21 protein-coding genes are annotated in these 21,298 nt (G+C 63.4%); 11 read left to right on the forward strand and 10 right to left on the reverse strand.

Annotated elements, in window-relative coordinates; all coding sequences use genetic code 11:
- Positions 1 to 21: 21 nt before the first annotated feature.
- The 10 genes from M3G19_RS09345 to M3G19_RS09390 form a co-directional block, all read right to left on the reverse strand.
- Positions 22 to 699, reverse strand: a complete 678-nt coding sequence (locus M3G19_RS09345) for a GPP34 family phosphoprotein (RefSeq protein WP_259902333.1) — start codon at positions 697 to 699, stop codon at positions 22 to 24.
- A gap of 67 nt (positions 700 to 766) precedes the next feature.
- Complete coding sequence (locus M3G19_RS09350) at positions 767 to 1,273, reverse strand: MarR family winged helix-turn-helix transcriptional regulator (RefSeq protein WP_259902334.1); 507 nt, start codon at positions 1,271 to 1,273, stop codon at positions 767 to 769.
- Positions 1,270 to 1,686 carry a hypothetical protein gene (locus tag M3G19_RS09355; RefSeq protein WP_259902335.1) on the reverse strand — a complete coding sequence of 139 codons (417 nt, stop codon included), beginning with the start codon at positions 1,684 to 1,686 and terminating at the stop codon, positions 1,270 to 1,272. The genes M3G19_RS09350 and M3G19_RS09355 overlap by 4 nt, the downstream gene beginning before the upstream one ends.
- A 150-nt stretch (positions 1,687 to 1,836) precedes the next feature.
- The gene (locus M3G19_RS09360; protein ID WP_259902362.1) at positions 1,837 to 2,790 is read right to left on the reverse strand and encodes a sulfite exporter TauE/SafE family protein; all 954 of its coding nucleotides are present in this window, start codon (positions 2,788 to 2,790) and stop codon (positions 1,837 to 1,839) included.
- Positions 2,791 to 2,802: 12 nt separating this feature from the next.
- Positions 2,803 to 3,498, reverse strand: a complete 696-nt coding sequence (locus M3G19_RS09365) for a sirohydrochlorin chelatase (protein ID WP_259902336.1) — start codon at positions 3,496 to 3,498, stop codon at positions 2,803 to 2,805.
- Between the two features lie 4 nt (positions 3,499 to 3,502).
- A complete protein-coding gene (locus tag M3G19_RS09370) occupies positions 3,503 to 4,828 on the reverse strand; it encodes a sulfate adenylyltransferase subunit 1 (RefSeq protein ID WP_259902337.1) in 1,326 nt (441 codons plus the stop codon).
- Positions 4,828 to 5,742, reverse strand: a complete 915-nt coding sequence (gene cysD, locus M3G19_RS09375; protein WP_259902363.1) for a sulfate adenylyltransferase subunit CysD — start codon at positions 5,740 to 5,742, stop codon at positions 4,828 to 4,830. Before cysD ends, M3G19_RS09370 begins: the two co-directional genes overlap by 1 nt.
- 41 nt (positions 5,743 to 5,783) lie before the next feature.
- Positions 5,784 to 6,563, reverse strand: a complete 780-nt coding sequence (locus tag M3G19_RS09380) for a phosphoadenylyl-sulfate reductase (protein WP_259902338.1) — start codon at positions 6,561 to 6,563, stop codon at positions 5,784 to 5,786.
- Positions 6,563 to 6,820 carry a hypothetical protein gene (locus M3G19_RS09385; RefSeq protein WP_259902339.1) on the reverse strand — a complete coding sequence of 86 codons (258 nt, stop codon included), beginning with the start codon at positions 6,818 to 6,820 and terminating at the stop codon, positions 6,563 to 6,565. The genes M3G19_RS09380 and M3G19_RS09385 overlap by 1 nt, the downstream gene beginning before the upstream one ends.
- On the reverse strand, positions 6,817 to 8,541 hold the full coding sequence (locus M3G19_RS09390; RefSeq protein WP_259902340.1) for a nitrite/sulfite reductase: 1,725 nt from the start codon (positions 8,539 to 8,541) through the stop codon (positions 6,817 to 6,819). The genes M3G19_RS09385 and M3G19_RS09390 overlap by 4 nt, the downstream gene beginning before the upstream one ends.
- A 315-nt stretch (positions 8,542 to 8,856) precedes the next feature.
- Between M3G19_RS09390 and M3G19_RS09395 the strand changes: the two genes are divergently transcribed.
- The 11 genes from M3G19_RS09395 to M3G19_RS09445 all read left to right on the forward strand — a co-directional run bounded on the left by M3G19_RS09395 (position 8,857) and on the right by M3G19_RS09445 (position 21,215).
- Entirely contained in the window at positions 8,857 to 9,450 is a 594-nt protein-coding gene (locus M3G19_RS09395) for a hypothetical protein (RefSeq protein ID WP_259902341.1), read from the forward strand.
- Positions 9,451 to 9,596: 146 nt separating this feature from the next.
- On the forward strand, positions 9,597 to 10,946 hold the full coding sequence (locus M3G19_RS09400; protein WP_259902342.1) for a Na/Pi symporter: 1,350 nt from the start codon (positions 9,597 to 9,599) through the stop codon (positions 10,944 to 10,946).
- A 10-nt stretch (positions 10,947 to 10,956) separates the two neighbouring features.
- The gene (locus M3G19_RS09405; RefSeq protein WP_259902343.1) at positions 10,957 to 11,382 is read left to right on the forward strand and encodes a hypothetical protein; all 426 of its coding nucleotides are present in this window, start codon (positions 10,957 to 10,959) and stop codon (positions 11,380 to 11,382) included.
- Positions 11,375 to 12,307, forward strand: a complete 933-nt coding sequence (locus tag M3G19_RS09410) for a substrate-binding domain-containing protein (protein ID WP_259902344.1) — start codon at positions 11,375 to 11,377, stop codon at positions 12,305 to 12,307. Before M3G19_RS09405 ends, M3G19_RS09410 begins: the two co-directional genes overlap by 8 nt.
- Positions 12,308 to 12,796: 489 nt before the next feature.
- On the forward strand, positions 12,797 to 13,969 hold the full coding sequence (locus M3G19_RS09415; RefSeq protein ID WP_259902345.1) for a sensor histidine kinase: 1,173 nt from the start codon (positions 12,797 to 12,799) through the stop codon (positions 13,967 to 13,969).
- Positions 13,966 to 14,628, forward strand: a complete 663-nt coding sequence (locus M3G19_RS09420; RefSeq protein ID WP_259902346.1) for a response regulator transcription factor — start codon at positions 13,966 to 13,968, stop codon at positions 14,626 to 14,628. The genes M3G19_RS09415 and M3G19_RS09420 overlap by 4 nt, the downstream gene beginning before the upstream one ends.
- An 87-nt stretch (positions 14,629 to 14,715) precedes the next feature.
- Complete coding sequence (locus M3G19_RS09425) at positions 14,716 to 15,591, forward strand: ABC transporter ATP-binding protein (RefSeq protein ID WP_259902348.1); 876 nt, start codon at positions 14,716 to 14,718, stop codon at positions 15,589 to 15,591.
- On the forward strand, positions 15,588 to 16,283 hold the full coding sequence (locus tag M3G19_RS09430; protein ID WP_259902349.1) for a hypothetical protein: 696 nt from the start codon (positions 15,588 to 15,590) through the stop codon (positions 16,281 to 16,283). The genes M3G19_RS09425 and M3G19_RS09430 overlap by 4 nt, the downstream gene beginning before the upstream one ends.
- 2 nt (positions 16,284 to 16,285) lie before the next feature.
- The gene (locus M3G19_RS09435; RefSeq protein WP_259902350.1) at positions 16,286 to 17,542 is read left to right on the forward strand and encodes a DUF418 domain-containing protein; all 1,257 of its coding nucleotides are present in this window, start codon (positions 16,286 to 16,288) and stop codon (positions 17,540 to 17,542) included.
- Between the two features lie 53 nt (positions 17,543 to 17,595).
- Positions 17,596 to 19,266 carry an ABC transporter ATP-binding protein gene (locus M3G19_RS09440; RefSeq protein ID WP_259902352.1) on the forward strand — a complete coding sequence of 557 codons (1,671 nt, stop codon included), beginning with the start codon at positions 17,596 to 17,598 and terminating at the stop codon, positions 19,264 to 19,266.
- Entirely contained in the window at positions 19,263 to 21,215 is a 1,953-nt protein-coding gene (locus M3G19_RS09445) for an ABC transporter ATP-binding protein (protein WP_311198350.1), read from the forward strand. The genes M3G19_RS09440 and M3G19_RS09445 overlap by 4 nt, the downstream gene beginning before the upstream one ends.
- Positions 21,216 to 21,298: the final 83 nt, after the last annotated feature.

Genomic DNA, 21,298 nt, shown 5'->3' on the forward strand with positions numbered 1-21,298 from the left:
CGCCGCCCCCGGCCCCGGCCGCTAGCTGGACGCAGCCTCTTCCTCGACGGCCGCGGCCCGCGCGACCGCGGCGAGGACAATATTGATCTCCTTGGCATGGTCGAAGGTCGCGCCCTCGAGCACTGCCCGGTCGATATCGCGCACCCGGACGCGCACGTCGTTGAAGGGCACGCCCTGGATCTCGTCGAGGAAGACGCGGCGCAGCTCGCCGGTGTTCTTCAGCAGCAGGATCACCATGGCTTCCTCGGGGCGCGGCTCCGCGTGGCCGTGGAAGATATCGCGGTAACGGTCGCGCATGGCGGCCTCGATGGTCTCGTCCTTTTCCGGGAAACGAGTCCACTTCAAGCCGAGGAAGCTAGCGCGCTCCTGGTCGAGCACGCCTTCCTCGATGAGGCGCTGCGCGAGAGCCTCCTTGTCGGCGAACTTACGGGAATTCAGCGCCGAGTAGACAGTCTGGCCACCCTTGGCCTCCAGTCGCGACACGCCGTGAGCCAAGGCCGGGTGAGATGCCGCTCGCTTCGCTGCGCCCGCCGCGGCGACCGCGGTGGGAGATTTGCCGTCCTCGATCGTGGCCAAACCAGTGGCGACAAGATCGCACAGCAGCGCGCCGTTGAGGGCGATGCGCTGGTGGCTCACTCCGATCTCAAAACGGTCAGACTTGTTCGAGAGCAGGAGAAACAGTGCTTCACTAACGAGCATGGCGAGTGCCTTTCAGCTAGCGGATGAATGTGGCCTAGTTTAGCCCCCACCAGCTAGATACCGCGCCTCAGCCACGGCCATCCTCCTCACGATCGAACAGGTGCGGAAAGCGCCGCTGAAGCGCACCTTTGAGCTCCGGATCCGTGACCAAGCGCGCGAGTTCGTGCGCGAGCCTGTCGCCACAAGCCGAACCGAGTTCCTCTAACTGCTCTGCCAGCTCGGCCTCGAATACGCCTTGCCTGTGCTGGATCTCCTGCAAAGCGGCACGCCCGTCCGGGGATAGCGCATGCAGGGTCAAACGCTTGTCTTCGTGGGATTGCGCCGCGACAGACAGACCCTTTTTGGACAGAGTCGCGAGCAGCCGGCTTGGGCTGCCGGATTCACAGACGAGGTATTTTCCGACTTCGCGGGTGCTGATCGGCCCGTAGTCGCCGAGCACCTCGATCGTCTCTGCCTGGGAATTGGTCAGTCCGATGTCTGCGAACAAAGCGTTGAGCCTCCGGCTCCCCTGACGCTGGAGAGCCAGGATCAGGTACCGGAATTCATTGGGGCGGAGAGGAGCGTCGTCTGTCACTGCGGCATCCGTTCTTTTTCCACGACCCGAGCTAACCGCGCGAGGCGCTTGCCGGGAACCAGCCTCGCCTCCCCGTCACCGATGAGGGCACTCAACGGGCCGGTTTGCCTCACACGGTGAGATACACGTGTCACATCATCCGATACACCTTCGAGCAGGAATTCAGAGCGCTCAACTAGCCCCGGAATGTCGATAGCGAACCGCACCACATTCCCGTCGATCTCGCACCGGATGGAACCGGATACGACTTTATGCACGCTGACAGGCCATGATCCATCTTTATTTCGCTTCCCAACGGAACTGAAAGCAGGATTCCACTGCGGCAGGGAGGGGACGTCCGCCACGACGGAAGCAATCTCCTCTTTCGGCGCACGAATGGCGAGCACCATTTCATTATCACTCTTCCATGACATTTCATGGATTGTAGACGCAGTCGACCGGTATTGCACTGATTTTGAGCATTTCCCATAACGAGAAAGCCCGCGGCCGCCCTCCTCCGCCACTCAGCGGGTGGCAGGTGCAGGCCACGGACCTACGAGCTCGTGTGTCTCGGCGCCGAATTCCTATCGATTAGCGGATACCGACGCGGATTCGGCCGCTTCAGTCACTGCGCCGCCGGATTGACTGGCCCCCTCCTTCTCGGCCGCGGCGCGGGAATTTTCCCGGGCGCGCTTCCAGCCGCGGATGGCCAAGGCGACACCGACCACGATGACGGCGATGCGGACGGCCACCAGGACGGAGGCGCCGACGCCCAGGAATTTGAGCACGACGGGAAGGTTGAGCGTGACAATCAGGGTGCCCACGATGCCGCCGAGCAGAATCGGGTTGAGGCGGGTCACCAGCCACGCGGCCAAAGGTGCGGCGATGACGCCGCCGATCAGCAAGGCGACAACAGCAGCCAGGTTGGCCACGAGGTCTTCCCACATTCCGATGACGAAGCCGGCGGTCGCAGAGGCGGTGACGAAGAACTCTGCGGTGTTCACGGTGCCGACGATGCGGCGCGGTTCACTGCGGCCAGCAGACAGCAGGGTCGAGGTAGTCACCGGGCCCCAGCCGCCGCCACCAGTCGCGTCGATGAAGCCGCCGAAGATACCCAGAACACCGAGGAACGGCTTAGAGTGCGGCTTGTCCGCCACCTTGCGGCGCACAATGCCGCGGGAGAATCGCCACACCAGGTTGATGCCGATCGCGGCGAGAATGAGAGACATGATCGGCTTGGCCGCTTCCGTCGACAGATTCGACAGGACTGTCGCACCGGCAAAGGCGCCTATGGAGCCGGGTATGCCTATCGCGGCGACCACCCGCCAATCCACGTTGCCGAATCTCCAGTGACTGAACCCGGAAACCAAGGTCGTGCCCAGCTCAGCGGTGTGCACCACGGCGGACGCCTGCGCGGGGCCGAGGCTGGCGAGCATGATCAAGATGGTGGTGGAGGTGACGCCGAAGCCCATGCCGAGGCCGCCGTCGACAAGCTGTCCAGCGAGACCAGCGACAGCGATGAGAATGAGTGTGACCATGCGATTCATGATTTAAACCTTTGCGTGTGAGAGGGATTGCGCCGCCAGGTACCGTGCGGCGACGATGTGCGCGAGATCCGCGCCTAGTGGTGCGGAGATGGACCCGGGCCACATTCGGTGAACCCGGTCCAGCAGCAACCCCCTCGTGACAAATAGCGGTAGTAAATGTGCGTTTTCGTCAGCGACGGCCGCAATTCCGTCTGCGCCGACCAGCTCACCGTGACCAGTCGCAGGAACGGTATTCACGGAAATGCCAGTGAGCTTTTCGACGTCGCGTCCCAGCGCCACCGTCTTCCCCGCCGCCTCCTCATTGGAGGTGCCGACGGGGTAGAGGATGATGTGGGAGGTGCGGGGGGCGTCGATAAGCGCGCGGGCGGCGAGCACAGCCGCGACGTCACGTCCTTGGCCGAGCCCCTCGGCGACGGTGAGGTCGAGGCCCGTGTCCGCGGTGGCTTGGGCAATCGCCTCGGGCACGTCGTGGGTCGCGTGGAATGCCTTTGTGAACAGCGTGGGCACGACCACGGCGCGGGTGTGTCCGCGCTCAGCGAGCACGCGTGCGGCCGCGGTGAGGTCGGGGGTGTCGAACTCGAGGTGAGCGTCGATTCCCGTCACCCCCAGCTGGCGCGCCGCCGCGCGGGTGAGCTCGCTGACTCCCGGCTTGGCACCTGGGTGGCGCGAGCCGTGCGAGAGCGTGATCAATGCCGTCATGCTGTTACCTCAATCGCGTTCCCACGAGTCCCGCGGCGAGCGTGTTTCCGCTGGCCTGGTCGATGAGCAGGAAATTGCCCACGGCTCCGCGCGCGGCGTACTCCTCGACGGGCAGCTCCTGCGCCGTCTGGATGGTCACGTGCGCGATGTCGTTGAGGCCGAAGGATTCCGGTGCCGTGTCGTCGGAATTGGTCTCCGGAGTGCCGTCGATGTCTAGGACGCGGTCGACGCTGGCTACCCGTGCGCGCACGAGCGACGTGCCGTAGCGCAGCTTCACAGCCTTGCCTGCCGTGACGTCCTTATCCGTGAGTCCCACGACCGTGCCGTGGAATTCGCGGACGAATTCCGGGTATGCGTTGTCCCCTTGTGCGGCACCGCACAGCAGGTCGCCGCGCGCGAGGTCGATGTCGTCGGCCAGGCGCAGCGCGATCGAGTCGCCCGCGTCCGCGGTGGTCGCGCCGTCGAGACCGTCAGCGGTATCGATGTGCGTGACCGTGGTGGCTTTACCATTCGGCGCGGTGACTGTGTCCCCCACGCTGATCGTTCCGGCCTTGACCGTGCCGGCATATGCGCGGTAGTCGGTGGCGTGCTCGCGCAGGACGTACTGGATATTGAAGCGGAACGGCAGATCCAGCGCGCGGCCGGAGTGCACCGGAATGGTCTCCAGCAGCTCCAGCACGCTCGGACCCTCGTACCACGGAGTCTCGCTGGAACGCTCCGCGACGTTGTCGCCCTTCAGAGCCGAGATCGGCACAGCGTGCGGCTCAGCGATGCCGAGCGCGGCGGCGCGCTCTTCGAATTCGGTGCGGATGCCCTTGAAGACCTCTTCGGAGTAGTCCACCAGATCGATCTTGTTCACAGCCAGGATCACCGTCTTCACCCCCAGCAGGCTCGCCACGGTGAGGTGGCGGACGGTCTGGGGCTTGATGCCGTTGCGGGCGTCGACAAGCAAAACGACGACCTGCGAGGTCGACATGCCCGTGACCGTGTTGCGCGTGTACTGCTCGTGGCCCGGGGTGTCCGCGAGGATGAACGTGCGCTTGTCGGTGGCGAAGTAACGGTAGGCGACGTCGATGGTGATGCCCTGCTCGCGCTCGGCGCGTAGGCCGTCGACCAGCAGCGACAGGTCGAGGCCCTCGAAACCGCGGTCGGCAGACGTGCGCTCGACGCTGGCCATCTGGTCGGCCAGCACCGACTTCGTGTCGTGCAGCAGGCGGCCGACGAAGGTGGACTTGCCGTCGTCGACGGAACCGGCGGTGCACAGGCGCAGCGTGGCGCGGTCCGCGAGCACGTCGCTCGCGGCGGGAGAAGAGATTGTGGGTGCGCTCATCAGAAGTAGCCCTCCTTCTTGCGGTCCTCCATGGCGGACTCGGACAGACGGTCGTCGGCACGGGTGGCCCCGCGCTCAGTCAAGGTGGAGGTGGCCAGCTCGGCCAGCACCTCGTCGATGGTGGTGGCGTCGGATTCGACGGCGCCGGTGCAGGACATGTCGCCCACGGTGCGGTAGCGCACGCGGCGGGTCTCGATCTCCTCGCCCTCGCGCGGACCGCCCCACTCACCGGCGGTCAGCCACATGCCGTCGCGGTTGAATACCTCGCGGTCGTGCGCGAAGTAGATGGCGGGCAGTTCGATATTGCGGGCGCCGATGTACTCCCACACATCCGACTCAGTCCAGTTGGAGATGGGGAAGACACGGACATTCTCGCCCGGCAGCTTCTCACCGTTGTAGAGATCCCACAGCTCGGGGCGCTGGCGGCGCGGGTCCCAGCCGCCGAAAGAATCGCGGACGGAGAAGACACGCTCCTTGGCGCGGGCGCGCTCCTCGTCGCGGCGGGCGCCGCCCAAAACGGCGTCGTAGCCGACCTCGGCAATGGTCTCCACCAGCGGGACGGTCTGCAGCGGGTTGCGGGTGCCGTCGGGGCGCTCCACGAGGTCACCGCGGTCAATCCAGTCCTGGACGTGAGCGACGCGCAGGCGTGCGCCGGTCTTTTCCACCAGGTCGTCACGGAAGGAGATGACCTCCGGGAAATTGTGCCCGGTGTCCACGTGCAAAAGCTCGATCGGCGGCGTGGCCGGCGCAAAAGCGCGGCGGACCAGCTCGTAGACCACGCACGAGTCCTTGCCGGAGGAGAAAAGCAGGCCGATCTTGTCAAACTGGCCCGCTACCTCGCGGATGATGTGGATGGACTCGTTTTCCAGGTCCCGCAGGTGCGGGGAGAGTACCTGTTCCTTGGTCGTCGTCATGTTATTCGTAGCCTCAGTCTTTTCCTTTAGCTCTGTCTCGCTCATTCGTGGAGCCCGCATTCCGTCTTGGAGCTGAACGCCCACCGCCCGGCGCGGGGGTCTTCGCCCTCGGCGACCGGCATCGTGCAGGTGGAGCAGCCGATCGACGGGTAGCCCTGCTTAGTCAGGGGGTGAATGATGAGCTCCTTGCGGTCGATGTAGTCGTCGGTGTCATCCAGCGACCACGTGACCAGCGGGGAGATCTTCAGCCGTCCGGTCGCATCGAGCGACAGCGCGGGGGCTTCAGCGCGCGTCGGTCCGTCCGCGCGGCGCAGTCCGGTGACCCACCCCGCGTACGGGGACAGGTTCACGGCCAGCGGCTCAACCTTGCGCATGCGGCAGCAAGCGGTCGGGTTGGTGCGGTACAACGCCCTGCCGTAGACGCGGTTCTGCTCCTCGCGCGAGAGGATCGCCTTGGCGCGAACGAGCTTCTGGTCGGGGTAGCGCTGCTCCACCTGGTCCGCAACGTCGAGTGTCTCCTTGAAGTGGTACTCGGTGTCGAGGAAGAGGAAGTCCGCCTCCGGCAGGAAGTCCTTCGCCAGCTCCGCCAGCACGGTGTTCTCCATGCTCAGCGTCACTGCGAGCTTCCCTGGGGCGTATTTGTGGGCCCACTCGAGAATCTCTTGCGCGGAGGCGTTGTAGAGGTCGTCGGCCCAGTCGTCGACAAGCTTCGCGTTGGTGGCCGCAATGTCCGCATCCAGCGGCTCCGTCTCCTTCGGCCCCTCCGGACTGATCTCGGGGTCGCGCACATTCGCGCTCGGCCGATTCAAAAAGTCGACCATTATTTCTCCTTCCTCAACACCGCGTCGTGCCCGTGGTGCGCGAGCGAAACCTGGAGGGCTTCCTCCGTGGATTTCGCCAGCGCCGGGGCGTGTTCCGGGGCGTCTTGCCCGTAGAACTTCACCTCGAAGATACGGAGGCATTCGGTGCATTTCCATGCGAAATCACTCGTTTCATCAGGAAACAGCCCCTCGCCCGCGCAATACGGGCAGTGCGCTGGAAAATTGCGGTTCGCGTTCGGTTCGCGCCGAAATCTCACTTCAGGTCCTCCTCGTCGGCGCGCAGCACCCAGTCGCGGAAAATCTCGCCCTCATTTCGCTTATCGACGAAATTTCTCACCACCCTGCTCACGTACTCCCCCAATTCGGACGAGAGCACCTTGTGACCGCGGATCTTGCGGCCGAAATTGGCCTCCTGGTTGCCGTCGGGGGTCTCGCGCGTCACCGTTCCACCCAGGTGAACCTGGAAACCTTCGACCTTATTGCCGTTGCCGTCATCGACCATCTGGCCCTTGAAGCCCATGTCGGAGACCTGCGTTCGCGCACACGAGTTCGGGCAGCCGTTCAGCGTGATGGTGATGGGGGAATCGATGTCGCCGAAGCGGTCCTCGAGCTCGTCGACAAGCTCGATGCCCCTCGCCTTCGTGGTGGTGTGCGCGAGCTTGCAGTATTCCAGGCCCGTGCACGTGAGCATGCCGCGGCGGAATTCGCTGGGTGCGGAGTACAGCCCCATCTCCTGCAGGTCATCCGCTAGTTCTTCTGCTTTTTCTGGATCAACATCCAGAAAAAGGATTTCCTTGAACGACGTCAGTCGCAAACGCGTCAGCCCGTAAGACTCCGCCAGATCGGCGATCGCGATGAGCTGCTCACCCGTCAGATGCCCCATCGTCGGCTTCACGCCCAAGTAGACCTTGCCGTCAATTTGCTCGTGCACGCCCACGTGATCGCGGTCGATGATATTCATCGGGGCACGCGGGCCGTCGGGAAGCTTGTAGCCCAAGTACTCGTCCTCGAGCACCTGACGGAACTTATCGACGCCCCACTGCGCCACCAAGAACTTGAGCCTCGCCCGATTCCGCAGGCGGCGATAACCGTAATCCCTGAAGATGCGCACCACCGCAGCCCAGACCTCCGGCACCTCATCCAACGTGACGAACACGCCGAGCGACTTCGCCAGCATCGGGTTCGTCGATAAGCCGCCCCCGACGAAAAGCTCGAAACCGGGCCCCAACTCCGGGTGCTCCACGCCGATGAACGCGACGTCGTTGATCTCGTGGATCACGTCCTGACGCGCGTTGCCCGAGATCGCCGTCTTGAATTTACGCGGCAGATTCTGGAATTCCTCGCGCAGCACATACTCGTTCTTGATCTTCTCGATCGCCGGCGTCGCGTCGATGATCTCGTCCTTTGCCACGCCCGCCACTGGGGACCCCATGATCACGCGCGGCACATCGCCGCACGCGTCCCACGTATTCAGCCCGACGGACTCGAGCTTCTCCCAGATCGCCGGCACATCTTCGATGCCGACCCAGTGGAGCTGGATGTTTTGGCGATCCGTCAAGTCCGCCGTGGAACGGCAGTAATCGCGGGAGATCTCCCCCACCGCGCGCGCCTGATCCGTGGAGCACTGGCCTCCGTCGAAACGAACGCGCGCCATGAAGAACTCGTCCTGCAGCTCCACATTGTCCTTGCCCGTGTGCTCGCCACCCAGGTTCTGCTTGCGCTGGGTGTACAAGCCGAGCCACTTGAAGCGCGGGTAAAGGTCCTCGTTCGGGATAGAAGCGAAACCCTGCTTGGAGTAGGTGTCGATGACCCGCTGCTTGACCTGCAACACGGGCTCTTCCTGCTTCAGCTCTTCGTCGTGGTTGAGCGGCGTTTTACCGTCGACCTTCCACTGACCTTCGGGCTTGGGCTTGCGGGCGGTGCGCTTGGGGCGCTCGGGTCGCTTCTCAGCGGTCGCGGTGGTGCCCGTGGCTGCCATGTCGCCTCCTCTAGCTCTTTCTCTGTCTTTGTCCAGTTCCGCGGGGCGGTTCCTACATGGACCGATCTGTCTATCTGACGTGGCGGCCAGATTCGTTGTGATGAACGCTACACATACCACTTGGTCTAAACCAGCACGGCACCCCAATTTGCGGGCGTATTCTGCACTTTGCCTTGAATCTAAATAGCAAGCAAACCTTGACCGCGGTCAATCGGTGATTACGGTTACAGACTAAGCGGTCTACGAATTGGATCGCCGAATCAACCATCGACCTGCGGGAGAACGCACCCGCAACCACATGAGAAGGAGAAAGCAATGACGCACGCACCCCGCTGTGCCGCTCACCGTGTCGCCGTCATCGGCCACGGCGCCGCAGCCATTGAGACCTCGGACCTTCTCATCTGCATGGGCGACTACTTCGTGGACCTGTTCAGCAAAGCCCCCGCACCGACCTGCCTGATCCGCTTCGGCTCGACGCACCGCGCCAGCACCGGCAGCGGCCGTGATCTTGTCCCCCGCCTGCGCCTGTTCGGGAATATCCGCATCGGCGCCGGCAAGGACGCGGTGAGCATCGGCGAGCTCATCCACTACTACGACACCGTCATCGTGGCCGACGACGCTACAGCGGCGGGGAGCAGCCTGGTTATCGTGGGCAACAGCCCCCTCGCCTCCGCGACATACGAGTTCCTCCGCGCCAACACCTCGCTTTCCGTCAGCCGCACTCCCGTGGTCGCTGCACCGGAAAAGGCGGACCAGCCCGGCGCGATCATCACACTGTTGGAGGCCCGCAAGCTGCCATTCACCACGTGGACCGGCTGGCACCGACCGGCCCTAGCGAGCGAAGCTGTAACGGCTAAACAGTGGGGAACGCTTGTGGCCAAGGGACTCGCCATCCCTGCGGTTCCATAGTCGTTCCGTGGCCTTATGGATGCGGGCCAACTTTTTCCGGTTCAAATGTTTCGCAGCCTGTTAACAAACCATTAACCCGCTGGCAAATACCTGTACGTAGCGTGGAGCGTGCCTATGTTCCCATCTACATACAGAAGAGAGAACCGATGAGCAATAAGGGATTGCCGCGCGACATTGCCGGCGAACACGAGCTCCCGCAAGACGCCGATGTCCGCGTGGTCGACCGCACCGTTACCGATTCAGAACGCATCGATCGCGCCGACGAGACGACCAGCCGGAATGCTACTGGCGCTTCCGCCGATACCGACCCGGACGACGATGCCGAAAATAGTGACCCGCTGAGCTTCCTGCCCTTCGAGGGCACCGCGAAGCAAATAGCCAATTGGATCGCCGTATTCCTCGCCATCTGGCTGCTCCTCAACGGTGTGGGCATGATCGGCGACGGCTTCAAGATGGCTGCCGGCGATCAGGCCAAGGAACTATTCTCCTTCGCCGAGAACCCGTTCGTCGGCCTGGCCATCGGTATCGTCACCACCGCGATCATTCAGTCTTCTTCGACCACCACGTCCATCGTGGTCGGCATGATCGCGGGTGGCCTGCCACTGAATATCGCCATTCCAATGCTCTTCGGCGCCAACATGGGCACCTCGGTCACCTCGACCCTGGTGGCCCTGGGCCTGGCCGGCAACAAGAAGCAGTTCCGCAACGGTTTCTCCATGGCGACCGTGCACGACTTCTTCAACCTGATCGCCATCTCCATCTTCTTCACGCTGGAGATGCTCACCGGCTTCTTGGGCAAGACGGCGACCGCAATCGCACCGTCCCTCACCGGTTCCGGTGAAGGCGTCATTGCGGGTGCTTTCGAAGCGCTCGGCGACTTCATCGACATGATCACCGAACCCCTCGTCGGGCTGGCAAGCGGTCTCGTCGAACCGCTCGGCGATGTCTGGGGCGGTGTCGTCCTGGCCATCATCGGTGTCGCACTCGTCCTGGTTTCCATCAGCTTCATCGGCAAACTCCTGAATGCCCTGCTCGTTGGCAAGGCGCAAGATATCCTCTACGCAGCCTTGGGCAAGAACGCGTTCTTCGGTGCACTCTCCGGTGCCCTCATCACCGCGTTGGTCCAGTCCTCCTCCACCACGACCGCCCTGACGGTTCCGCTTGCGGCATCCGGCAAGTTCCAGGTCCGCACCCTGTTCCCGTTCGTGGTGGGTGCGAATATCGGTACAACCATGACCGGTCTTATCGCGGCATTCGCCGCAACAGGCACAGAGGCGGAAGCCGCGATGGCCGGTGCCCTCGTACACACCCTTTTCAACTTCTTCTCCGCCATCCTCATCCTTGGCATCCCGTTCCTGCGCGACCTTCCGCCGAAGTGCTCCGACTGGCTCGCTGGCCTAGCCGAGAAGAACAAACTCTACGTATTCATCTACATCGGTGGCGTCTTCTTCGCCATCCCGCTGCTGGCAGTGTTCATTTCCAACTCCCTGATGTAAGGAGCCCCCAATGACGAATCAGAATGAGACCCCCGACCTGTCCCCCATGGCCCAGGACCTCATCAAGAGCGAGGCTCCCGACGAGGCGCTGCAGGCCCTGCTCGCCGAGCTCGAAGAAACCGCGGACGAACTGCGCGTCGAGCTCAACGCACGCGGCCGTAACAAGGACCGCCTGACCGCCGACCATGAGGCCACCGCCACCGAAGCAGTCATCGAACCTGCCAACGGAGAGGACAAAACCGTCGTCGCTGCGGAGAGCACCCATCCCACCCACAAGCACAAGAAAATCAACCCAAACGTCACCCCGGAGCAGCAGGCTGAGCTGGACGAGAACTTCGCCAAATACTGGAGCAACTCCCAGGGCTCCTGGAAGAACCTCTTCCGCCTGCTGCGTGAGTTCCGCGCCGAGATGCAGGAGGCGAAGAACAATGGCTAAAACGCGTAAAGCACTCGTCGCCTCCGCACTGGCGGCGGTCACGGTTTTCGCGTCCGCTTGCTCGTCGGATAACACGCCGGGCGAGGACGCGATCCAGGCCACCGGTTCCGCCACCGTGGAACCGGTCACGTCGTACATGGCCAAGCGTTACGACTTCGATGTCAACGTCGAGGCCATCGGTTCGACGGACGGCTTCGAGAGGTTCTGCAACGGCGAGGCTGACATCAACGACGCGTCGGTGGCGATCCCGGACGATTTTCAGAAGCAGTGCTACGAGAACAAGGTCGAGTTCATCGAGCTGCCGATCGGCCTCGATGCCATCACCATTGTGAAGCACCGCGACAACGACTTCGCCGCCGACCTGACCATCGACCAGCTGCACGACATCTGGGCCAAGGACTCCCCAGTGTCCAAGTGGTCCGACATCGATCCGTCGTGGCCGGACGAGGAGATCAAGCTGTACGGCCGCCCGGAGGGTTCGGGCACGCTCGACGTGTTCAAGGACCTTGTCCTGGACGGCGACGAGATCCGCGACGATTACGAGGCCACGGACGATGTCCAGGAGCTGTCCGCGTGGGTCGCCGAGGATCCGAACGCGCTGTCGTTCATGGGCATCGGAAACTACCTCGCCACCGAGGACGAGTCCCAGAAGTTCATCGACAACGTCAACGTCGATGGCATCGCGCCGTCGTCGGAGGAGACGAAGAACGGCAATTACCCGTTGTCGCGCCCGCTGTTCATTTACGTGAACAAGAAGTCGGCCGAGCGTGAGAACGTCGATAAGTTCGTCACCACTTACCTCGAGAACTCGGAGGCTGTCATGCCGCGCGTGTTCTTCTACCAGCTGCCGGTGGAGGATTACGACAACGCGAAGAAGCGTTACGCGGACCGCACGACCGGCCCGGACGACCGCTGGCAAGCTTAGGTGCCCAGCAAAGAGCTCCCCACCCATCACGCGGGCGGGGAGCTCTTCTCGTCTCAGTTGTTCTTAACGGCGGAACATCATGTTGACGTAGTTGTACAGGTACTGATCCACGCGGTTGAACGCGATGGAGGAGCCACGGTACGCGATGTAATCGAAGATATTGTCAAACCACCAGTACATGAGAAACCCTTTCGTTCAGTAAGGAAACAGCGCCCCAATTGTTAGCCAGAATGCGCGGCCTTTCAACTCCAAATAGAAATTACAAACAATCACGCTTATCGACGTCGCGTCCCCAGCTGTAGGCTGTTACCGCCACCGTTTGCAGCGAGGGGATTTTTTCATGGATTGGGAGCGGGCGGTACAGACCTGCGTGGGCCGCGGCCACTCCCACACCCGCCGCAGGATCGATCTCGTCCGCCTCACGGATGTCCTTGCTGGGGATTGCGCGGGCGCTGCAGACTATTCCGTCGGGGACCTATTGTTGTCCCCATGGTTCGAGCAGCAGGAAGCACACGCGCGGCGGATTCGCGGCGCATCTTTGCATGGCTTGCAATTGCCCTGATTACGGTATTTTTCTGCTTCGACTGGATTACGGTGCAGTCGCACGGTGACGCGGTGCCCGCCCCAGCGGTCGCGGCGGGCACAGTTCTCCTCGTCGTGTGCGGGGTGGGGTGCGTGCTGTATCGGGATCGGCCGCTGTGGTCGGTGATTGCAGTCGCTGGATGCGCCACGCTGTCGTTGGCTATTCCCTCTCTGAGCGTGCCTTTGTATTGGACAGTACCGGTCTGTCTGGCGGCATTCGTGACCTCGTATCGTTTGCCGCCGCGACTCCGGCCGTGGACTGCGGCGTGGATTCTCGGCATCACGGCGGCAGAGCAGCTCATGCACTGGCACGAGGCGCTGGATCTCAACGCGCTTCCTGCCACCCGCTCTCTGCTCAGCGCCGTGGCATCTGTTGTCGTCGCGTGGCTCGTGCTGGGGTTTTTCTTCCTTCTCGGTGCCCAAGTTCGCCAGCGCCGCGACCGCATTGACGAGCTCAAACAGCGGATCGAGTTCGCCCACGTCCGTGAGCGGACCCAAATCGCTCGGGAAATGCACGACATTGTCGCTCATTCACTCGCGGGCATCACCGCGCTTGCCGACGGCGCCCGGTACGCTGCCGCCTCCAACCCCGCCGAAGCACAAGAAGCACTCGAAACAATCAGCGAGGAATCCCGCACTGCCCTGTCCCAAATGCGCGGCTTGCTTAGCGTGTTACGCGAGGAGGATTCTAGCCACCCCGCGGGCGCGACGCCCGGACGGCGCGATTTCGAAGACTTGTTCGCCGATGCCCGGGCCCGGGGGCTCGACCTCGCAGTGGACGGCTTCGACACGCTTCCGGAGGATCTGCCTGCCCTCACTCAGTTCACCCTCTACCGCATTTGCCAAGAGGTGGTAACGAACATGCTGCGCCATGCGTCGGAGCAAACAGGCTCAATCGTTTTTTCGACGAATGCGAAAGAGGTGGTGGTCGTGGCTGCGAACCCGGCGTCGATAAGCAAGCAAGAAAGCGACGGGTTCGGGTTAGTCGGCATCCGCGAGCGGGTAGCCGCGCACGGCGGCAGGGTGCGTATTGCTGATTCGGACGGATCTTTCGTCCTTGAAGTGGAGGTTCCGCGATGATCACCGTTGCGCTTGTCGACGATCAACCCCTTGTTCGCGCCGGTTTTTCCATGCTGGTCAACTCCCAGCCCGACATGGAAGTGGTGTGGCAGGCCAGCGATGGAACGGGTGTGCTCGGGCAGAGCACCGCCGACATCGTGCTGCTGGACATACGAATGCCTGGCACCGACGGCATCACCGCCTGCAGCTCGTTACTGGAGGAACAGCCCCATACCCGAGTGATCATGTTGACCACCTTCGACGACCGCGATCTCGTTCTCGGTGCCCTCGAAGCTGGCGCTTCCGGCTTCTTGCTCAAAGACGCCGCCCCTGACGAGCTGCTCGAAGCGATCCGAACCGTTCACGGCGGCGACGCGGTGCTCGCCCCCAAGGTGACCAAGTACGTCATCGGAGCGGCGCACGCACCTGAGCAGCAAGAAGCCATGCGCAATGAGACGATGCTCGAGCAGCTGACACCCCGCGAAGTGGAAATTCTCCGGCTTGTTGCGCTTGGCTACTCCAACGAGGAGATCGCCGCAGCGGAGACGCTCTCTCCCGCCACCGTGAAAACGCACGTGCACCGCATCCTGTTCAAAACGAGTTCACGCGACCGCGTGCACGCTGTTCTCTTCGCCTTCCGCGCTGGTGTGGTGGGTACGAGCGAGTTGCTCGGCCACTAGGCATGCCGCGTACACCCTGAGGTGTACGCCCGGATATACACCCGCAGACCGACGTTTTCCTCGCTCGGCAGCGCGAATATCGAAACCATGATCAACGTTCAAAGTTTGACCAAACGGTATTCGCGCTCGACGGCTGTCGACGCTCTCAGTTTCACCGCCCCCGATGGCGCAGTCACTGGCTTCCTCGGCCCGAACGGATCTGGGAAGTCCACGACATTGCGCATGGTCGTCGGGCTTGAATCGCTCGACGAGGGCACAGCGCTTATCGACGGCACCCCTTTCCGTTCCCTCCCCCACCCCGCCCGTTCCGTCGGTGCACTGCTCAACCCGGAATGGATCGCGCCGCACATGACCGGCCGCGCTCACCTGAAGATGGTGGCCGACTACGCGGGTGTTCCCGAGTCCCTCGCCGACGAGTCCTTGGAGGCGTTCGGCCTCACCGACGCGGCGACCCGGAAGGTGAAAAATTATTCCCTCGGCATGCGCCAACGCCTTGGAGTCGCCTCCGCCTTGATTGGGGACCCAGCGAACGTCATCCTCGACGAGCCAGTCAACGGGCTCGACCCCCAAGGCGTGGCTTGGATGCGCGGACGCATCCGGCAGATGGCAGCCGACGGGCGGGCAGTCGTAGTTTCCTCGCACCTGATGAGCGAAATGCAGCTGACTGCCGACCGTCTCGTCGTCATCGACAACGGATCCCTCGTCGGCGAAGGAGATCTCGACGACTTCCTCGGATCACACCGCGTTGAAGCGCTCTGCAGCGACCCGGCGCGGCTCGCGCAAGCCACGGGAGGCCAGGTCGTGGGCGAGACCGTCATCGTCGACAACGCCACGCCGCGCGATGTAGGCGAGACCGCCCAACGCGCGGGCGTGACCGTGTACTCGCTCCAGGAAACGAGGCGCAGCCTGGAAGATGTCTTCCTCGATTCCACCAACCACTGCGCAAAGGAAATGAACCGATGAACACACTGAAAGCTACATGCCGCGAGATCTTTTCCCGCCCTTCCACTGGCATTCTTCTCGCATTCATTGCTGTGGCACTGATCGCCGGGCCGATCATGGTTGCCGCACTGCTCGGCCCAAACGGCACAAACACCATTGACCCGGCAATGCTGCTCATCCCGGCGAGCTTCATGCTTCCTGTCGCTCTCGCCGCCGGTGCGTTCCCCGCCGGTGGCGCTCATTCGCGAGGCACGATCGGGTATGCCTACCTCGCTTCGAACCACCGCGGCAAGGAACTCGCATGCCGCGTGGGAGTCGCCGCCCTCGCGTGCACCCTGACTGCGTTTGCCGCGTCGGGCATCGGAATCGGCGGCTCGCACATGTTCGTCGACGGGATCGCCGCAATGGGAGCAGAGAGCACGTCGATGGTCCTGGCCCAAGCGAAGCTCTGGATCGTCTACCCACTACTCGCGGCGTTGTCCGCAGTGGCTCTCGGTTCCGGCACAGCCTCCTTTTTCGTGTGGATCGTCGAGTCTTTGATCGTGGAGACTGCTCTCGGGGCGGTCAACCAGCCGTGGGCGAACGCGATTCACAACATTCTTCCTGGCGGAGGGGCCATTAACGGTACCGCAGGCACGATCACGCTCGTGATTTGGGTTGCGGCTCTCGCTGCGGTGGCCTACGCCGCCGCGAATCGACGAGCGGTGAAGTGAGAATGGCTGGAGCATTCACCGCTTCCCGTCGACGTTTCATCGCCCCTGACCTGGCTCGGGGGCTCGCCCTCGTCGGTATCGCGATGGCCAATATGGTCACGGACTGGGATCCGGCGGAAAAAGTCGACCACGCCGCAGGCCTCGGCGGCTACAACGGTGCCGGGACCGTGCTCGAAAAGGCGCTGGTCTTCTTCGAGACGCTTTTCGTGCACGTGCGCGGCCTGCCCATGTTCGCCACCTTGCTCGGTGTCGGAGTGGGCATGATCTTTGCCAGCCTGGCCCGGCGCGGGTACCCGTTGCGGGCGCGCCGCAAGGTACTGGCACGCCGCTACGGATTCCTGTTTCTCTTTGGGCTCATCCACAAGACGCTGTTTTTCACCAACGACATCATGACCGCCTACGGCATCGCGGCATTGCTGCTGTGTCTTGTCATTGGTTGGAGTGACCGCGCACTCTATATTCTCGCGGGCACGGTGTTCGCCGTCCAAGCAGCGGCCCGTGCCCCCGGCATTATCGCCGCATTCGGCACAACGCAGGAACCCGTCGGCGGAGAACCCGCCCGGATCACCGATCTCGGTGAGCGCATGTCGAATGGCATCTCCATTGTCATGATGTACCCCGCGCTTGCCGCGATTGAGATGATGTCCTTCTTGCCACTCGTCATCGTCGGCTTCATCTGGGGCCGCCGCAAAGTCTTCGGCGATCTGCCTGCGAACCGCACGATGTTTCGCGCATGGGCGCTCCTTGCAGCAGTGCTCATTCCTGCCATCGGGATCCCGTGGGGCTTCGCGGAGATCGGCGTTCTCGGCCCCGGCTGGGCAGCCGGTCTCACCGATGCGAACGAATCGCTCGGGCTGCTCACGGGGCCCGGCATTCTCGCCGCGATCGCCCTAGTATGCCAGCCTCTGCAGGCGCGTATCGACGCCGGGGGCGCGCTTCCTCCCGCCCTCGAACCGTTCATCGCACTCGGCAAGAGATCCATGAGCGGCTACCTGGGGCAAACGATCCTGTTCATGCTGACCACGCAGCCCGCGTTCTGGTGGGTCACGCGGGATGCCACCATTGCGGGCAAGCTTGGGTGGGCGCTGCTCGTCTGGCTGGCTACGGTCGCTGGTGCGTGGGCCTTGGAGAAGGCAGGCAAACCTGGCCCTTTCGAGTGGCTCCATCGCCGCCTGTCCTACGGCAAGAACGGCCTGCCGGACCACTACAAGCAAGTCTCCTCCACACCTGTTCGCCGAGGTAGCAGCACCGGACGGTGAAATTTTCACCGCAAGGTTTAGTATTGCCCCTGTCTAAAAGAGAGGGGCAACTCGTGGATCTCATCCGCCTGACCGGGAGGTTCAGCAGGCCGTACGCGGGGTTGATCGCCGCGGTGGTCGTGCTGCAACTTCTGTCGACTCTGGCCACCTTGTACCTGCCGGATTTGAACGCAGACATCATCAACAACGGCGTGGCCAAAGCCGACGTGCCGTACATCCGGAGCGTGGGCCTGCTCATGCTCGCGGTGTCGCTGCTCCAGGTGGCTGCAGCGGTGGGTGCGGTGTGGTTCGCCTCCGCCGCGGCGATGCGTACCGGCCGCGACATCCGCGGCGCGGTGTACGACAAGGTCAACCAGTTCACGTCGGAGGACATGGGGCACTTCGGCCCGGCGACGCTAACCACCCGCGCGACCAACGATGTGCAGCAGGTGCAGATGACCGCACTGTTGTTCTTCAATTTCATGGTCGCTGCACCGATCATGGCGGTCGGCGGCGTGATCATGGCGCTGCGACAGGACGCGGGAATGTCGTGGCTGGTCATCGTGGCTGTTGCGGTGCTCGCCATCGTCGTCGCGGTCATCGCGGCGCTACTCATGCCGCTGTTCCGGAAAATGCAGCAAAAACTCGACGCCATTAACGGGCTGCTGCGCGAGCAGATCGCCGGTATCCGCGTCGTCCGCGCCTTCGGCCGCGAGGATTTCGAGACGAAGCGCTTCACCGACGCCAACACCGCCCTGACGAAGCTGAGCCTGAATATCGGCCGGGTCTTCGTCACCATGTTCCCCGTCATCATGCTGATCCTGAACCTCGCCACCGCGGCGGTGCTCTGGTTCGGGGGCCACCGCGTCGACGAGGGCCTCGTCGAAGTCGGCTCGCTGACCGCGTTCATGCAGTACCTGATGCAGATCCTCATGGCCGTCATGATGGGCGTGTTCATGCTCATGATGCTGCCGCGCGCCATTGTCTGCGGCCGCCGCATCTCGGAGGTGCTGCGCTACGAGAACACCGCTCCGCCGGAGAACAGCAGTGCCAGCGCAGAACCCGGCGTCGTCGAGTTCCGCGGCGTCACCTACCGCTACCCCGGTGCCGAAGAACCGGTGCTCAAAGACATCGACTTCACCGCGCGCCCCGGCACCGTCACCGCGATCATCGGGTCGACGGGCTCGGGCAAGTCGACGCTCATGGGCCTCATCCCGGAGCTCTACTACCCCACCTCCGGCCAGGTGAGCGTGGGCGGCAAGGTGGGCATGGTCCCGCAGAAGCCGTGGCTCTACCGCGGCACCGTCGCCTCCAACCTCCGCGTGGGCAAACCAGACGCCACCGACGACGAGATGTGGGAAGCCCTGCGCACCGCCCAGGCCCACTTCGTCGATGACCTGGACATGCCGATCGCCCAGGGCGGCACCAATGTCTCCGGCGGGCAGCGCCAGCGGTTGTGCATCGCGCGCATGCTCATCGCCGCACCCGATATCTACCTGTTCGACGACTCGTTTTCCGCCCTCGACGCCGTCACCGAAGCGAAGCTCCAGGACGCCATGACCAGCTACACCGAGGGAAAGACGGTGCTGGTGGTGGCGCAGAGGGTGGCGTCGATAAGCGGTGCGGACCAGATTCTCGTGATGGAAGCCGGCGAAATCGTCGCACGCGGAACCCACGACGAACTGCTGCGCACCAGCACGACCTACCGCGAGATCGACGCGAGCCAAAAGCAGGTGACCGCATGAGCGAGCAGCTTACCGACGACCAACTCGCCGCCTACGAAGAAACCATGGCCGGCGACGACTACTCCAATAAAGCCCCCCGCAAAGCCAAACACTTCTGGCCGTCCGCAAAACGCCTGCTCGGACTGCTCGCGCCATACAAGATCGCGCTCATCTTCGTCTTCCTGATGAACGCGGGCTCTGTCCTCCTCGCCGTCTGGGCGCCGCGGGTGATGGGCAGGGCGATGGACGTGATCTTCAACGGAGTCGTGTCCAAGCAGCTTCCGGAAGACACCACCGCCGAGCAAGCAGTCGATGGACTACGCGCGGCGGGCCAGGACCGTTTCGCCGACATGGCCGCGGCGATGGATTTGCACCCGGGCCACGGCATCGACTTCGACCGGCTCCGCGGTCTCATCATCGCGGTGCTGGCGTTCTACCTGGCCGCCGCCCTGCTCATGTGGGCCCAGGGCGCGATCCTCAACAAACTGACCATGCGCGCCGTCTACACGCTGCGCGAGCGGGTGGAGGCGAAGATCCACCGCCTGCCGCTGTCTTATTTCGATTCGCGTCAACGCGGCGACGTCATGAGCCGCACCACCAACGACGTCGACAACATCCAGCAGGCGCTCCAGCAATCGCTCTCGATGCTGTTCAACGCGGTCCTCACCCTCGCCGGCATCATCGTCATGATGTTCGCCATCTCGTGGCAGCTCGCCATCGTTGCCCTGCTGGCAATCCCGCTGACCGGCGCCGTCATGGGCTTGGTGGGCACCCGCTCCCAGAAGGAATTCGTCACCCAGTGGAAAGCCACCGGCGACCTGAACGGGCACGTGGAGGAAGCCTTCACCGGCCACGACGTTGCGAGGATCTTCGGCCGCTCGGCAGAGATCCGGGAGCAGTTCGACGAACGCAACGAGGAACTCGCCGCCGCCGCGCAAAAAGCCCAGTTCCTGGCCAACTCGATGCACCCGATCATGCAGTTCATCGGGTCCCTGTCGTACGTGGCCGTCGCGGTTCTCGGCGGCCTCAAAGTCGCCTCCGGCCAGCTCACCCTAGGCGACGCCACCGCCTTCATCCAGTACTCCCGCCAGATGAACCAGCCGCTCGGCGAGATCGCCGGGATGATGCAGATGCTCCAGTCCGGCGTCGCCTCCGCCGAGCGTGTCTTCGAACTACTCGATGCCGAGGAGGAGGAAGAGGATGAGGGGGCTGGGGCGTCGTCGATAAGCGAAAAAACGCGCGGCCTCGTCGAATTCGAGCACGTCGACTTCTCGTATGCCCCCGACTTCCCGCTCATCGAGGACCTCAGCCTGCGCGTCGAGCCCGGACAGACCGCCGCCATCGTCGGGCCGACCGGTGCCGGCAAGACCACACTGGTCAACCTCATCATGCGGTTCTACGACGTCGACGCCGGCGCCATCCGCCTCGACGGCACCGATATTCGAGACCTCAACCGCGCCGAGCTGCGCTCCCGCATCGGCATGGTGCTCCAGGATGCCGTGCTGTTCAAAGGCACCATCATGGAGAACATCCGCTACGGCCGCCTCGATGCCACCGACGACGAGGTCATCGCCGCCGCGCGAGCCACCTACGTCGACCGCTTCGTGCGCACCCTCCCCGACGGGTACGACACCGAAATCGACCAGGACAGCGGCTCCATTTCCGCCGGCGAACGCCAGCTCATCACCATCGCGCGCGCGTTCCTGTCGCAGCCCGGCCTCCTCATCCTCGACGAAGCCACCAGCTCCGTGGATACCCGCACCGAAGTCCTCGTCCAAAACGCCATGAACGCACTGCGCAGCAACCGCACCAGCTTCGTCATCGCGCACCGCTTATCGACGATCCGCGACGCCGACCTCATCATCGTCATGCAGCACGGCACGATCGCTGAACAAGGAACCCACGAGGAGCTCCTCGCCCGCCGCGGCACCTATTTCGAGCTGAATCAATCGCAGTTCAGCGCGGAATAACCCGTTTCTGCCGGCGCCGTTCACCCCGTTTCGGCTATCTTTCGCCGTTTTGCGCCCCGTGTGGCCTGCGTGTTTGGGCGTTG

The organism is Corynebacterium sp. p3-SID1194 (genome assembly GCF_025144155.1).
Taxonomy (GTDB): Bacteria; Actinomycetota; Actinomycetes; order Mycobacteriales; family Mycobacteriaceae; genus Corynebacterium.